This window comes from Geodermatophilus sp. SYSU D00708, assembly GCF_054050115.1.
This window is the reverse complement of sequence record NZ_JBJGYS010000025.1, coordinates 1-13,458: the sequence shown is the minus strand read 5'-3', so window position 1 is coordinate 13,458 and position 13,458 is coordinate 1. Positions and strand designations below refer to the sequence as shown.

The 13,458-nt window shown below is 74.7% G+C and carries 15 protein-coding genes; 11 read left to right on the top strand and 4 right to left on the bottom strand.

Translation table 11 applies throughout. The features are described from left to right. Window positions 1-47: 47 nt before the first annotated feature. The gene (locus ACI79D_RS18950) at window positions 48-323 is read left to right on the top strand and encodes a hypothetical protein (RefSeq protein WP_456920023.1); all 276 of its coding nucleotides are present in this window, start codon (window positions 48-50) and stop codon (window positions 321-323) included. A gap of 7 nt (window positions 324-330) precedes the next feature. Here the strand turns inward: ACI79D_RS18950 and ACI79D_RS18945 are convergent, their stop codons facing one another. Further along, window positions 331-870, bottom strand: coding sequence for a DinB family protein (locus tag ACI79D_RS18945; RefSeq protein WP_456920022.1), 540 nt, complete (start codon window positions 868-870; stop codon window positions 331-333). Window positions 871-911: 41 nt separating this feature from the next. Between ACI79D_RS18945 and ACI79D_RS18940 the strand changes: the two genes are divergently transcribed. Beyond that, the gene (locus ACI79D_RS18940; protein ID WP_456920021.1) at window positions 912-1,085 is read left to right on the top strand and encodes a hypothetical protein; all 174 of its coding nucleotides are present in this window, start codon (window positions 912-914) and stop codon (window positions 1,083-1,085) included. A 181-nt stretch (window positions 1,086-1,266) separates the two neighbouring features. Here ACI79D_RS18940 and ACI79D_RS18935 read toward each other — a convergent pair whose 3' ends face one another. Next, complete coding sequence (locus tag ACI79D_RS18935; RefSeq protein ID WP_456920020.1) at window positions 1,267-2,121, bottom strand: alpha/beta fold hydrolase; 855 nt, start codon at window positions 2,119-2,121, stop codon at window positions 1,267-1,269. A 206-nt stretch (window positions 2,122-2,327) separates the two neighbouring features. On the opposite strand from ACI79D_RS18935, the gene ACI79D_RS18930 reads away from it, so the two are divergent. After that, the gene (locus tag ACI79D_RS18930) at window positions 2,328-2,585 is read left to right on the top strand and encodes a hypothetical protein (protein WP_456920019.1); all 258 of its coding nucleotides are present in this window, start codon (window positions 2,328-2,330) and stop codon (window positions 2,583-2,585) included. Here ACI79D_RS18930 and ACI79D_RS18925 read toward each other — a convergent pair. Together ACI79D_RS18925 and ACI79D_RS18920 are read right to left on the bottom strand one after the other, a co-directional pair. Beyond that, a complete protein-coding gene (locus tag ACI79D_RS18925) occupies window positions 2,578-2,784 on the bottom strand; it encodes a hypothetical protein (protein ID WP_456920018.1) in 207 nt (68 codons plus the stop codon). The genes ACI79D_RS18930 and ACI79D_RS18925 overlap by 8 nt on opposite strands. 182 nt (window positions 2,785-2,966) lie before the next feature. After that, window positions 2,967-3,704 (bottom strand): GntR family transcriptional regulator, encoded by a 738-nt coding sequence (locus ACI79D_RS18920; RefSeq protein ID WP_456920017.1) that lies wholly within the window; start codon window positions 3,702-3,704, stop codon window positions 2,967-2,969. A gap of 224 nt (window positions 3,705-3,928) precedes the next feature. Between ACI79D_RS18920 and iolC the strand changes: the two genes are divergently transcribed. From iolC to ACI79D_RS18880, 8 genes are read left to right on the top strand one after another with little or no spacing between them, the layout of a single operon-like run. Further along, window positions 3,929-4,897, top strand: a complete 969-nt coding sequence (gene iolC, locus ACI79D_RS18915) for a 5-dehydro-2-deoxygluconokinase (RefSeq protein WP_456920016.1) — start codon at window positions 3,929-3,931, stop codon at window positions 4,895-4,897. After that, on the top strand, window positions 4,890-5,813 hold the full coding sequence (locus ACI79D_RS18910) for a class I fructose-bisphosphate aldolase (RefSeq protein ID WP_456920015.1): 924 nt from the start codon (window positions 4,890-4,892) through the stop codon (window positions 5,811-5,813). Before iolC ends, ACI79D_RS18910 begins: the two co-directional genes overlap by 8 nt. Before the next feature lie 11 nt (window positions 5,814-5,824). Next, window positions 5,825-6,736: a 5-deoxy-glucuronate isomerase gene (gene iolB / locus ACI79D_RS18905; protein WP_456920014.1), complete on the top strand. Its 912-nt coding sequence runs from the start codon at window positions 5,825-5,827 to the stop codon at window positions 6,734-6,736. Continuing rightward, window positions 6,733-8,679 carry a 3D-(3,5/4)-trihydroxycyclohexane-1,2-dione acylhydrolase (decyclizing) gene (iolD, locus tag ACI79D_RS18900; protein WP_456920013.1) on the top strand — a complete coding sequence of 649 codons (1,947 nt, stop codon included), beginning with the start codon at window positions 6,733-6,735 and terminating at the stop codon, window positions 8,677-8,679. Before iolB ends, iolD begins: the two co-directional genes overlap by 4 nt. Window positions 8,680-8,710: 31 nt before the next feature. Then, on the top strand, window positions 8,711-9,682 hold the full coding sequence (locus tag ACI79D_RS18895) for a sugar phosphate isomerase/epimerase family protein (RefSeq protein WP_456920012.1): 972 nt from the start codon (window positions 8,711-8,713) through the stop codon (window positions 9,680-9,682). Further along, entirely contained in the window at window positions 9,679-10,752 is a 1,074-nt protein-coding gene (locus ACI79D_RS18890) for a Gfo/Idh/MocA family protein (RefSeq protein WP_456920011.1), read from the top strand. Before ACI79D_RS18895 ends, ACI79D_RS18890 begins: the two co-directional genes overlap by 4 nt. Beyond that, window positions 10,749-11,675, top strand: a complete 927-nt coding sequence (locus ACI79D_RS18885; RefSeq protein ID WP_456920010.1) for a sugar phosphate isomerase/epimerase family protein — start codon at window positions 10,749-10,751, stop codon at window positions 11,673-11,675. Before ACI79D_RS18890 ends, ACI79D_RS18885 begins: the two co-directional genes overlap by 4 nt. A 16-nt stretch (window positions 11,676-11,691) precedes the next feature. Then, the gene (locus ACI79D_RS18880; protein WP_456920009.1) at window positions 11,692-13,185 is read left to right on the top strand and encodes a CoA-acylating methylmalonate-semialdehyde dehydrogenase; all 1,494 of its coding nucleotides are present in this window, start codon (window positions 11,692-11,694) and stop codon (window positions 13,183-13,185) included. The last annotated feature ends 273 nt before the right edge of the window (window positions 13,186-13,458 follow it).

Sequence of the window (13,458 nt, the reverse complement as noted above, 5' to 3'; positions counted from 1 at the left end):
ACGCGGAGCACCGGCACACTGGGCTCGTGAGCCCGGAGTCCTCTGGCGTGCGAGGCGTCGTCCGGCTGCTGAACACCGCCGACGGCGGCGTGCTGTGCCTGGCCGGCGCGGTCGACGCGGCCGTCGTCGACACCTTCCTGCGGCGTTACGGCCGGGAGCCGGTGCGGGTCGCCGCGATCGACGCCGGGTCGGTGACCTCGCTGTCCGGCCCCGGGCTCGACCTCCTGCGCGACACCCTGGCCGCCGCCGAGCGGGCGGGGCGGGCGGTGGCGCTGCGCCACTCCCCCGCGGTCCGCCGGCTGCTCGCCGAGACCGCGTCCTGACCCGGCCCTACTCCCCCGTGAGGCCGTCCACGGCCTCGCGCAGGAGGTCGGCGTGCCCGTTGTGCCGCGCGTACTCCTCGATCAGGTGGACGAGGACCCACCGCAGGCTCGGCGCCCGCCCGTCGGGCCAGGTGCGCCGGGTCGGTCGCCCCAGGCCCCCGTCGGCGAGCGCCTCCGCGACCGCTGCTCGCGACCGCGCGACCGCGTCCTCCCACAGCTGCCGGAGCTCCTCGGGGCTGTCCTCCGCGGCCGAGTGCCAGTCCCAGTCGGGATCGGCGCTCCAGTCGACGGCGTCCCACGGCGGCAGCCGATCCCGCCCGCGAAGCCACCGCGAGAACCAGTCGTCCTCGACGTAGGCCAGGTGCTTGAGCAACCCGCCGAGGGTCACCGGCGAGGCGCCGACCGTCGCCCGCAGCCCGACCGCGTCGAGTCCTCGGCACTTCCACGCCAGGGTCGCCCGCTGGTACTCCAGGAAGCCGAGCAGGGTGGCGGTCTCGTCGCCGGCCAGCGGTGGCTCGGGACGGCCCTGGTCGTCCACGTCGCTCACACCCGGGGCGCTACCGACGGTGACCGGCGGTCGAGCGCGAGGTGGCCGCCGACCTGGCGCGCCGGCTGACCGGGCCCGACGCCGGCCTGCACTCGCGGGTGCTGGCGGCCGGCTTCCTCGCGACCCGGCGCGTCGCCGTCCAGCAGTGGACCGACGCACCCCAGGGGCCGCTCTCCGACACCGTCCGCGCCGCGCTCGCCGCCCCGCGAGGCTGAGCGGGCGACCGGCCGCGGGCACGCCACGGCCCCGGCGCGGGGGTTTCACGGCCACGCCGGGGCCGGTCCGGTCCCTGGTGTGCCCCACCCTCCGCTGACGAAACGCCGGTCGCCGGAGCGGTGCGCGCCCCGCTCCCGCGAGCGCCAGGGACCGGCCGGCACGGGGGCGCCGGACGGCGGATCAGGCCGCGACGGCGCCCGCCCCGGCGAGCCGGCGGAGCTCGTCGACCATCACGTCCGGCCGCTCCAGCGGCAGGAAGTGCGACGCCGGGTGCTCGCGGTACCGCGCGCCGGGGAGGCTGCCCGCCGCGGCCCGCACGTCGGCGACGTCGACGAGCACGTCGTAGCGGCCGGCCAGGAAGGTGACCGGACCGGACAACGGCGAGAGGTCGAGCGGGGCGTGGTCGGCGGCGGCCACGGCCATGTGGCGGAACCAGGCCCAGTCCTGACCGGCGAACTCATGGGCGACGGCCAGGACGCCGGCCAGCCGGGCGGCGTCGCTCGCCCGCTCCGGCGCGGCCAGGGACAGCAGCGGCTGCCACTGCCGCAGGCTCCCGGTGACCAGCGGCAGGAACGGCCCGACGACCGGCAGCAGCCGGCTGCCGTGCCGCCCGGCCGACGGGCGCAGCCGCCGCGGCAGACCGAGCGACCCGAACAGCGACGAGAAGCTGCCCCCCGGGACACCGGCCACGGCCATCACGCCGAGCACCCGCTGCGGGTCCTCCAGCGCCAGCTCGAAGGCGATGTTGACGCCCAGCGACCAGCCCACGACCAGGGCCGAGGAGAGGTCGAAGGCCTCCAGGACGGCGCGGGCATCGGCGACGTGGTCCTCGACCCGGACCCGCGACGGGTCCCGGGGCCGGTGCGAGGCACCGAGCCCGCGGTGGTCCCAGCCGACCACCCGGAAGCCGCTGTCCGGGGCGAGGAGGGCCGGCCACGCCGCGGGCGAGGCGCCGAGGCCGTTGCACAGCAGGACCGGCACGCCGTCCTGCTCGGTGGACCAGGCGCGCAGCAGCGTTCCGTCCGCGCTGCGCACCGGGCTGGTACGTACCGGAGGATGACGACGGGTGATGGGACCTCTCCCCACGACGGGCGCCCCGAGGACCGGGGCCGGGATTCGTGTCGACGGTCTGGTGTCCAGGCTAGGCGGCTCCCCCGGCCCACCCCAGGCCTGGCAGTGGATGTGACACAGTCCACAGTGCGGGCCCGGGCGGGACCGGGCCACGAGATCCGGGGGTGCGGATGCGCCGGACGAGGGGGGACCTGCAGCGCGAGCTGCTGCGGTTCCTGCAGCCGCCGGTGCCGCGCCGGGCCGAGCTGGTCAGCGAGCGGGTCGCCCCGGCACTGGCCGAGGTCGGCGAGCGCCTGTCCGGCCGGCCGGCCGAGGAGGTCGCCGCGGCACTGGAGGCCGTGGTGCGCTCCGCCGGCGCGACCCCGGACCGCGCGGCGATCGCGGAGTTCGCCGCCGAGATCGAGGCCGGCGAGAACCCCTTCAGCTGACGCGGAAGAGCTGCACGCCGGCCTGACGGGCGAGGATGGCGGCCGCCTCGCTGCCGGAGGGGCCGCGGCCGGCGAAGAGGGCGGCCAGCTCGTCGCGGTCGGCAGGGGTGGCGTAGTCGGCGAGCTCCTGCTCGAGGACGCGGCGGGCACGGCGCTCGGCGCGGGCGCGGCCGAGGGCGTCGAGGAGGCTGCGGGGCATGGCGGGTCTCCGGACTGAGAGGAAGGGCGGCGCGGTGCCGCCCTTCCCATGTTCGGACAACCTGCCTGGCAGATCTCGCTCTCGGCGTGTGAGTGTCACCACCACGGGGTGGCAGGTGTGGCCGGCACCACGACCCGGCGCCGGCCCTGACGCCGTCAGGTCATGACGAGGGCCCGGGCGGGTCAGCGGCCGACGAGCGTCGTCTCGAAGTCGTAGCGGGAGGCGCGGTAGACGTGCCGGCCGTACTCGACGGCCACGCCCTGGTCGTCGAACGCCGTGCGCGACATCGTCAGCAGGGCCGACCGCGGCGGCTCGTCGAGCAGCCGGGCCTCCTCGGCCCGCGCCAGCCGCGCGCCGATGCGCTGGTGGGCCACCCGCAGGTGCACGCCCTGGGCGCGGAGGTACTGGTACAGACCCCGCTCGGTGAGGTCCTCCATCGTCGGCGTGAAGCGGCCGGGCAGGTGGTTGGTCAGCAGCGCCAGGGGCTCGCCGCGGGAGCGGCGCAGCCGCCGCACCACCACGACCTCGTCCCCTTCGGCGAGGTCGAGCTCCTCGGCGACGTCGGCCGGCGCGGGGCCGCGGTCCAGCGAGAGGACCTCGGTGGTCGGCGCCTCGCCGGCCCGGGAGAGGTCGTCGTAGAGGCTGGTGAGCTCGACCGAGCGGCGCACGTGCGGCTGGATCACCTGCGTGCCGACGCCGCGCTTGCGGACCAGCAGGCCCTTGTCGACCAGCTCCTGCACCGCCCGCCGGACCGTCGGGCGGGACAGCCCGTAGCGCTGGGCGAGCAGGACCTCGTTCTCCAGCCGCGATCCGGCCGGCAGCGCGCCACCGGTGATCGCACCCTCGATCGCCTGCGCGAGCTGGAAGTACAGCGGCGTCGGACTGGAGCGGTCGATGTCGAACGTCAGCACAGGTGCCACCGGTCCCTCCTCGGCGTGGGCCGCGGGTGGGGCCGACCCCGCGACACCCCCCGTGACGGCCATGATCCCACCCCGGCCACCCATCCTGTCCTCACCTCATCGGGGCAGCCCGACATCGCCACGTCCTGTTGCCCGTATGTCTTTACAAACCCTTGACACCGCAGTGTGTCCCGGAGCACAGTTCGGACAGGACGGCGACCGACGACGCAGGGGGACGGAGAGCTGTGGGACACGCCCTCGACATGGTGGTGATGGGTCGCAGCGGGGTGGACGTCTACCCCCTGCAGGTCGGCGTCGGCCTGGAGGACGTCGAGACGTTCGGCAAGTTCCTCGGCGGCAGCGCGGCCAACGTCGCCGTCGCCGCCGCCCGCCTCGGCCACTCCGTCGCGCTGGTCACCGGCGTCGGTGACGACCCCTTCGGCCGGTTCGTCCGGCGGGCGCTGGGCGACCTCGGCGTGGACGACCGGTTCGTCGTCGTCGACCCCGAGCACCCCACGCCGGTCACCTTCTGCGAGATCTTCCCGCCCGACGACTTCCCGCTGTACTTCTACCGCCGGCCCAAGGCCCCCGACCTCCAGATCCGGCCCGAGGACCTCGACCGGGCGGCCGTCCGGGACGCCGCCCTGTTCTGGGCGACGGTGACCGGGCTGTCCGAGGAGCCCAGCCGGTCGGCGCACCTCGCTGCCTGGCAGGCGCGCGGCCGCCGCCGGCACACCGTGCTCGACCTGGACTACCGGCCGGTGTTCTGGGCCTCCCGCGAGGAGGCGACCGAGCAGGTCCGCGCCGCCCTCCCCCACGTCACGGTCGCCGTCGGCAACCGGGAGGAGTGCGAGGTCGCCGTCGGGGAGACCGACCCCGACCGTGCCGCGGACGCGCTGCTCGACGCCGGGGTGGAGCTGGCGATCGTCAAGCAGGGACCGCGGGGCGTCCTCGGCAAGACGCGCACCGAGCGGGTCGTCGTCCCGCCCACGCCGGTCGAGGTCGTCAACGGCCTCGGCGCCGGGGACGCGTTCGGCGGCTCCCTGGCCCACGGGCTGCTCACCGGCCTGCCGCTGGAGCAGCTCCTGCGCAACGCCAACGCCGCCGGCGCGATCGTCGCCTCCCGCCTGGAGTGCTCCACCGCGATGCCGACCGCCGCCGAGGTCGAGGCGCACGTCGCCGCCGCCACCTCCCTGGAGGACACCCGTGTCTGACACCGCCCTCTCCCCCGACGCGGTGCTCGCCCCGCCGCCGGTGTGCACGACCTACGCCGACGTCACCGAGCTGCGCAGCCGGGACCCCGAGGCCGTCGGCCGCGCCCTGGCCGCCCGCCGCCGGCGGCCGGCGTTCCTCCCGGAGGACGGCCGGCTGATGCTGCTGGCCGCCGACCACCCCGCCCGCGGCGCGTTCTCCGCGCAGGGCCGGCCGACGGCGATGTACAGCCGCACCGAGATGCTCGACCGGCTGCGCACCGCGCTGGACCGCCCCGGCGTCGACGGGCTGCTGGCCACCGCCGACGTCGCGGAGGACCTGCTGCTCCTTGGGGCGCTGGAGGACAAGGTCGTCGTCGCCTCGATGAACCGCGGCGGCCTGGCCGGTGCCAGCTTCGAGCTCGACGACCGCATGACCGGCTACGACGTCGCCGGAGTCATCGAGGCCCGCTTCGACGCGGCGAAGATGCTCAACCGCATCGACCTCGACGACCCCAGCACCGTGGCCATGCTGGAGACCTCCGGCCGGGCGATCACCGAGCTGGCCCGGGCCGGGGTCGTGGCGATGCTCGAGCCGTTCATCTCGCGCCGGGTGGAGGGCCGGGTCACCAACGACCTGAGCCCCGACGCGGTCATCCGGTCGGTGCACATCGCCCAGGGGCTGGGCGCCACCTCGGCCTACACCTGGCTGAAGCTGCCGGTGGTCGCCGAGATGGAGCGGGTCATGGACGCCACGACGCTGCCCACCCTGCTGCTCGGCGGCGACCCCTCCCGCCGGCCGCAGGAGACCTACGCCGCCTGGCGCGACGCCCTGGCCCTCCCGGCCGTGCGCGGCCTCGTCGTGGGCCGGACCCTGCTCTACCCGCCGGACGACGACGTGGCCGCCGCCGTCGACACCGCCGTCTCCCTGGTCCACTGAAGGAGCAGCCGATGACCGCGACCGCCGCGTCGTTGCACCTGCCCGCCGGCAGCGCCGCCGCCGGCCCGTACGCCCTCGAGGTGACCCCCGAGTCCGCCGGCTGGACGCACTCCGGCCTGCGGGTGCTCGAGCTGCCCGCCGGTGGCAGCTCCACCCTGGACACCGGCCCCGACGAGGTCGTCGTCGTCCCGCTGGAGGGCGGGCTGACCGTCGAGTGCGACGGCGAGGTCCTCACCCTCGCCGGGCGCAGCGGGGTCTTCGCCGGGCCGACCGACTTCGCCTACCTCCCCCTCGGCGTGACCGCCGACCTCTCCAGCCGGGACGGCGGGCGGTTCGCGCTGTGCAGCGCTCGGGCCCGTCGCCGGCTCCCGGTCCGGTACGGCCCGGCCGCCGACGTCCCGGTCGAGCTGCGCGGCGCGGGCCGGTGCAGCCGCCAGGTCAACAACTTCGCCACCGCCGACGTCTTCGAGGCCGACGCGGTCATCGCCTGCGAGGTCATCACGCCGGGCGGCAACTGGTCGTCGTACCCGCCGCACAAGCACGACGAGACCTCCGACGTCGAGACCGAGCTGGAGGAGATCTACTACTTCGAGGTCGCCGCCGGGCCCCAGGGCCAGCCGGGCCTGGCCTACCACCGGGTGTACGGCACCGCCGAGCGGCCGATCGACGTCCTCGCCGAGGTCCGGGACCGCGACGTCGTGCTGGTGCCGCACGGCTGGCACGGCCCGTCGATCGCCGCGCCGGGCCACGACCTCTACTACCTCAACGTCATGGCCGGCCCCGGCCCCGAGCGGGCCTGGCGGATCGTCGACGACCCCGCGCACGCCTGGATCCGCGGCACCTGGGACGACGAGCCGGTCGACCCCCGGCTGCCCCTGCACTCCCCCGCCGGCACCGAGCAGAACGGAGCCTCCCGACCGTGAGCGAGCACCCCGCACCGGCACGCACCGAGACCGTGCGCCTGACCGTCGCCCAGGCCGTCGTCCGCTTCCTGGCCCAGCAGCACACCGAGCGCGACGGGCAGCGGCAGCGGCTGTTCGCCGGCTGCTTCGGGATCTTCGGGCACGGCAACGTCGCCGGGCTGGGCCAGGCGCTGCTGCAGGCCGAGATCGACGAACCCGGTGCGCTGCCGTACGTGCTGGGCCGCAACGAGCAGGCCGTCGTGCACACCGCCGTCGCCTACGCCCGCGCCAGGGACCGGCTGCAGACCTGGGCGGTCTCCACCAGCGTGGGCCCCGGCTCGACGAACATGCTCACCGGCGCCGCGCTGGCGACGATCAACCGGCTGCCGGTGCTGCTGCTGCCGGCCGACACCTTCGCCACCCGCTCGGCCGGACCGCTGCTGCAGGAGCTCGAGCGGCCCGACAGCGGCGACGTGACCGTCAACGACGCGTTCCGGCCGGTGTCGCGCTACTTCGACCGCATCTGGCGGCCCGAGCAGCTGCCGGGCGCCCTGCTGAGCGCGATGCGGGTGCTCACCGACCCGGCCGAGACCGGCGCGGTGACGCTGTGCTTCCCGCAGGACGTGCAGGCCGAGGCGTTCGACTGGCCGGTCGAGCTGTTCGCCGAGCGGACCTGGCACGTGGGACGGCCGCTGCCCGAGCGGGCCGCCCTCGCACGGGCCGTCGAGGTGATCCGGTCGGCGCGCCGGCCGCTGATCGTGGCCGGCGGCGGGGTCGTCTACTCGGACGCCACCGAGGCGCTGGACGCCTTCGTCTCGGCCACCGGCATCCCGGTGGGGCAGACCCAGGCCGGCAAGGGCGCCCTCCCCTACGACCACCCGCAGTCGGTGGGTGCGATCGGCTCGACCGGGACCACCGCGGCCAACGCGCTGGCACGGGAGGCCGACGTCGTCATCGGGATCGGCACCCGCTACCAGGACTTCACCACCGCCTCGCACACCGCCTTCAACGACCCCGGCGTGCGGTTCGTCAACGTCAACGTCGCGGCGATGGACGCCGCCAAGCACGCCGGCGTGACCGTGCAGGCCGACGCCCGCGAGACGATCACCGCGCTGGCCGACGCGCTGGCCGGCTGGTCGGTCGACGACGCGTACCGCACCCGCACCGCCGAGCTGGCCGAGCAGTGGGAGGCCACCGTCGAGGCCGCCTACCACCCGGAGACGCCGAGCGCGGGCGAGGGCGGCCGGCTGACCCAGAACGAGGTCATCGGGATCGTCAACGAGGTCTCCGCCCCGCGCGACGTGGTGGTCTGCGCAGCCGGGTCCATGCCCGGCGACCTGCACAAGATGTGGCGGGTCCGCGACCGCAAGGGCTACCACGTCGAGTACGGGTACTCCTGCATGGGCTACGAGATCCCCGGCGGCATCGGCATCCGGATGGCCGACCCCGACCGCGACGTCTTCGTGATGGTCGGCGACGGCTCCTACCTGATGATGCCGACCGAGCTGGTCACCGCCGTCCAGGAGGGCGTCAAGATCGTCGTCGTCCTGGTGCAGAACCACGGCTTCGCCTCGATCGGCGCGCTGTCGGAGTCGCTGGGCTCCCAGCGCTTCGGGACCCGCTACCGCTACCGGTCGGCGTCCGGCCGGCTCGACGGCGACGTGCTGCCGGTCGACCTCGCCGCCAACGCCGCCAGCCTCGGCGTCGACGTCCTCGTCGCCCAGGACGGGCCCAGCTTCGAGGCGGCGCTGCGCAAGGCGAAGGCGAGCGACCGGACGACGGTCGTGCACGTCGAGACCGACCCGCTGGTCGACGCGCCCTCGAGCGAGTCGTGGTGGGACGTGCCGGTCAGCGAGGTCTCCACCCTGCAGAGCACCCAGGACGCCCGCGCCGTCTACGACCGCTGGAAGTCCGTCCAGCGGCCGGCCTACCTCGCCCCGTCCGAGCCCACCGCCCAGTCCTGACCCACCCCCGCCGTCCCGGAGGAGAGAACACATGACCGCGCAGCACCCCGCGGCTGGCCGCGCCCGCATCCGTGTCGGGTCGGCGCCCGACTCGTGGGGCGTCTGGTTCCCGGACGACCCGGAACAGGTGCCCTGGCAGCGGTTCCTCGACGAGGTGAGCGCCTGCGGCTACGAGTGGATCGAGCTGGGTCCCTACGGCTACCTGCCCACCGACCCCGCGCAGCTGGCCGACGAGCTCGGGGCCCGCGGGCTGCGGGTGTCGGCCGGCACCGTGTTCGAGCACCTGCACCGGCCCGACTCCTGGGACGCCGTGTGGGGCCAGGTCAAGGACGTCGCCGCGCTGACCCAGGCCATGGGCGGCACCCACGTCGTCGTCATCCCCGACACCTTCCGCGACCAGAAGACCGGCGCGGACGTCGAGTCCCGCCACCTCACCCCCGAGGCGTGGCAGGCGAAGACGACCGGCGTGACCCAGTTGGGCAGGGCGGTGCAGGAGGAGTACGGCCTCTCGATCGCCTTCCACCCGCACGCCGAGACCCACGTCGGCCACCAGCAGGACATCGAGCGGTTCCTCGCCGACACCGACCCGCAGTACGTGCCGCTGTGCCTGGACACCGGGCACGTCAGTTACTACCGCGGCGACAACCTCGACCTCATCCGCCGCTACCCCGAGCGGATCGGCTACCTGCACCTCAAGCAGGTCGACCCGGCGGTCATCGACCGCGTGCTGGCCGACGACATCGTCTGGCCCGAGGCGGTGAAGATGGGCGCGATGGTGGAGCCGCCGAACGGCGTGCCGGCCTATCCGCCGCTGCTGGAGGCCATCGAGGAGCTCGGCCTGGACGTGTTCGCGATCGTCGAGCACGACCTGTACCCGTGCCCGCCGGACGTGCCCTTCCCCATCGCCCAGCGGACCCACCGCTACATCGCGAGCTGCGGGTTCCCGTCGCTGCAGATCGGCGCCCCCAAGGCCAACGCCGCCGGATCGGAGGCCTCGGCGTGACCACCACCGAGACCGCCGCCGGCGTGCTGCCGGAGCTGGCCGACGTCCCCGCCGCCGAGCTGCGCGTCGCCGTGCTCGGCGTGGGGCTGATGGGCGCCGACCACGTCGCCCGCATCCACAGCCGGATCTCCGGGGCCCGGGTCACCGTCGTCAGCGACGCCTTCGCCGACAAGGCCGAGCAGGTCGCCTCGACGGTGCCCGGGTGCCGGGTGGTCGCGGACCCGCGGGCCGCGATCGCCGACCCCGAGGTCGACGCCGTCGTCATCGCCACGCCCGGGGAGTTCCACGAGGAGCAGGTGCTCGCCTGCATCGAGCACGACAAGCCGGTGCTCTGCGAGAAGCCGCTGACCATGGACGCCGACAGCTCGCTGGCCGTCGTCCGGGCCGAGGACGAGTACGCGGAGCGCACCGGACGGCGGCTGGTGCAGGTCGGCTTCATGCGCCGCTTCGACCCCGAGTACGCGCAGCTGCGGGCGCTGGTCGCGTCCGGTGACATCGGCGAGCCGCTGGTGGTCCACTGCGCGCACCGCAACGCCAGCGTCCACGCGCGCTTCACCACCGAGATGATGGTCACCGACTCGGTGGTGCACGAGGTCGACGTCACCCGGTTCCTGCTCGACGAGGAGATCGCCGCGGTCACCGTGGTCCGGCCGCGGGCGACGCGGCACGCCCGCGAGGGGCTGTCCGACCCGCTGCTGGTGCTGCTCGAGACCACGAGCGGCCGGGTCGTCGACGTCGAGTGCTTCGTGAGCACCGGCGTGGGCTACGAGGTGCGTACCGAGGTGGTCGGCGAGGACGGCAGCGCAATGATCGGCCTGGACCTCGGCCTGGTCCGGCAGTCGGCCGGCCCCGGCGGTGCGACCCGCGGCACGGCCGTCGCCCCCGACTTCCGGCAGCGCTTCGGCCGCGCCTACGACATCGAGCTGCAGCGCTGGGTGGACGCCGCCCGCCGCGGCACCATCGACGGGCCCGGGGTGTGGGACGGCTACGCGGCCTCGGCCGTGTGCGCGGCCGGCGTGGCGGCGCTGCGCTCCGGGCAGCGCACCGAGGTGCGGATGGAGTCGCGGTGAGGATCGCCCTGGACCCGCAGATGCTGCGGACCACGCCGCTGCTGGAGCTGCCCGACGTCGTCGCCGGCATGGGGTACGAGTGGATCGAGCTCTCGCCGCGCGAGGACTTCATCCCGTTCTTCAAGCACCCCCGGGTCGACCTCGCCACGGTGCGGGCGTTCCGGGAGAAGCTCGCCTCGGCCGGCGTGGGCGTCACCTCGCTGCTGCCGGTGATGCGCTGGTCGGGCCCCGGGGAGGTGGAGCGGCAGGCCGCCGTCCGGTACTGGCGGCGGGCCATCGAGATCTGCGTCGAGCTCGGCGTGGACACGATGAACTCCGAGTTCAACGGCCGCCCGGAGGCGCCCGAGCTCGCCGAGGCGATGTTCTGGCGGTCGATGGAGGAGCTGCTGCCGGTGTTCGAGCGGGAGGGCGTCAAGCTCGCCCTGGAGCCGCACCCGGACGACTTCATCGAGCTCGGGCACCCCGCCGTCGACATGGTCCGCGGCATCGACAGCTCGTACGTCTCGTTCCTGTACTGCCTGCCGCACACGTTCCACCAGGGTGACGACGCGGCCGGGATCATCGCGCACGCGGGCGAGAAGCTCACCCACGTGCACGTCGCCGACTCGATGGACCACACCGCCTCCGACGGGCTGCGCTACATCACCAACCCGCCGGGCAACCCCGTGCGCGTGCACCAGCACATGGAGATCGGCCGCGGGGACGTCGACTTCGACGAGGCCTTCGCCGCCCTGGCGGGGATCGGCTTCGACGGCGTCCTCACCACCTGCGTGTTCGGCTGGGACGACCAGGCCCGCGAGTCCGGGGTACGGATGCTCGCCGCGATCCGGGACCTGGTCACCAAGCACTTCCCCGGCGACGCGTTCTCCGCCACCGTGGCACCCCGCCCCGCTCCCCAGCGGACCACCGTTCCCGCTCCCTAGACCTCGAGAGGCAGCCATGCCCACGCACATCCCGCACTGGATCGACGGCGCCCGCCGGGAGGGCTCCAGCGGCCGCACCGGCGACGTGACCGACTCGGCGACCGGCGAGGTCATCGGCGAGGTCGCACTCGCCGACGTCGGTGAGGTCGACGCCGCCGTCGCCGCGGCCACCGCGGCCTTCCCCGGCTGGCGGGACACCTCGCTGGCCAAGCGGACGGCGGTGCTGTTCCGCTTCCGCGAGCTGCTCAACGCCCGCAAGCCCGAGCTGGCCGCGATCATCACCGCCGAGCACGGCAAGGTCCTCGACGACGCCCTCGGCGAGGTCTCCCGCGGACAGGAGGTCGTCGAGTACGCCTGCGGCGTGCCGTCGCTGGTCCGCGGCGGCTTCACCGAGAACGCCTCGACCGGCGTCGACGTCCACTCGGTGCGCCAGCCGCTCGGCCCGGTGGCGGTCATCAGCCCGTTCAACTTCCCGGCGATGGTCCCGATGTGGTTCTTCCCCATCGCGATCGCCACCGGCAACACCGTCGTCCTCAAGCCCAGCGAGCAGGACCCGTCGGCGGCGCTGTGGATGGCCGAGCTGTGGCAGGAGGCCGGGCTGCCCGACGGCGTGTTCAACGTCGTGCAGGGCGACAAGGTCGCCGTCGACCGGCTGCTCGAGCACCCCGACATCCAGTCGGTGTCCTTCGTCGGCTCCACCGCGATCGCCCAGTACGTCTACGAGACCGGCACCCGCCACGGCAAGCGCGTGCAGGCCCTCGGCGGCGCGAAGAACCACATGGTGGTGCTGCCCGACGCCGACCTCGACCTCGCCGCCGACCAGGCGGTGAACTCCGGGTTCGGCTCGGCCGGCGAGCGGTGCATGGCGATCAGCGCCGTGCTCGCCGTCGGCGGGATCGGCGACGACCTGGTGGCGCGCATCGCCGAGCGGACCCACACCCTGCGCACCGGCGACGGGCGCAAGGGCTGCGACATGGGGCCGCTGATCAGCAAGAAGCACCGCGACCGGGTCGCCTCCTACGTCGACGCCGGCGAGGAGGAGGGCGCGAAGATCGTCGTCGACGGCCGCCGGGTGGAGCCCGACGGCGCCGAGGACGGCTTCTGGCTCGGCCCGACGTTGGTCGACCACGTCGAGCCGCACATGAGCGTCTACAAGGACGAGATCTTCGGGCCGGTGCTGTCGGTGCTGCGGGTGGACACCTACGAGCACGCCGTCGAGCTGATCAACCGCAACGAGTACGGCAACGGCACCGCGATCTTCACCAACGACGGCGGCGCCGCGCGGCGCTTCCAGAACGAGGTGCAGGTCGGGATGATCGGCATCAACGTGCCGATCCCGGTGCCGATGGCCTACTACTCCTTCGGCGGGTGGAAGAACAGCCTCTTCGGCGACTCGCACGCGCACGGCGCCGAGGGCGTGCACTTCTTCACCCGCGGCAAGGTCATCACCAGCCGCTGGCTCGACCCCAGCCACGGCGGCCTGAACCTGGGCTTCCCGCAGAACGCCTGAAGGACCTCCCCGCCCCCCGCCAGCTCGCGGCGGGACCGTGCAGGGAGGCCTCACGACCGGCCGGCGCCGGCGAGACGTGTCTCCGCCGGCGCCGGTCCCCGACACCCCCACCACGCCACGGTCGTCGACCGCGGGGCTGATCCGCGTGTCCGGGACGCCCGCCGCGGACGGGGGGGGGGGGGGGGGGGGGGGGGGGGGGGGGGGGGGGGGGGGGGGGGGGGGGGGGGGGGGGGGGCCCGCCCCGCGCGGGGCGGGGGCCCCCGCGCCCGCCCG

Bases quoted from the DNA above. Each gene is read 5' to 3' on its own strand.
- ACI79D_RS18930 (WP_456920019.1), top strand. From the start codon at position 2,328: ATGCGCCGGACGAGGGGGGACCTGCAGCGCGAGCTGCTGCGGTTCCTG.
- ACI79D_RS18925 (WP_456920018.1), bottom strand. From the start codon at position 2,784: ATGCCCCGCAGCCTCCTCGACGCCCTCGGCCGCGCCCGCGCCGAGCGC.
- iolB (WP_456920014.1), top strand. From the start codon at position 5,825: ATGACCGCGACCGCCGCGTCGTTGCACCTGCCCGCCGGCAGCGCCGCC.
- ACI79D_RS18895 (WP_456920012.1), top strand. From the start codon at position 8,711: ATGACCGCGCAGCACCCCGCGGCTGGCCGCGCCCGCATCCGTGTCGGG.
- ACI79D_RS18880 (WP_456920009.1), top strand. From the start codon at position 11,692: ATGCCCACGCACATCCCGCACTGGATCGACGGCGCCCGCCGGGAGGGC.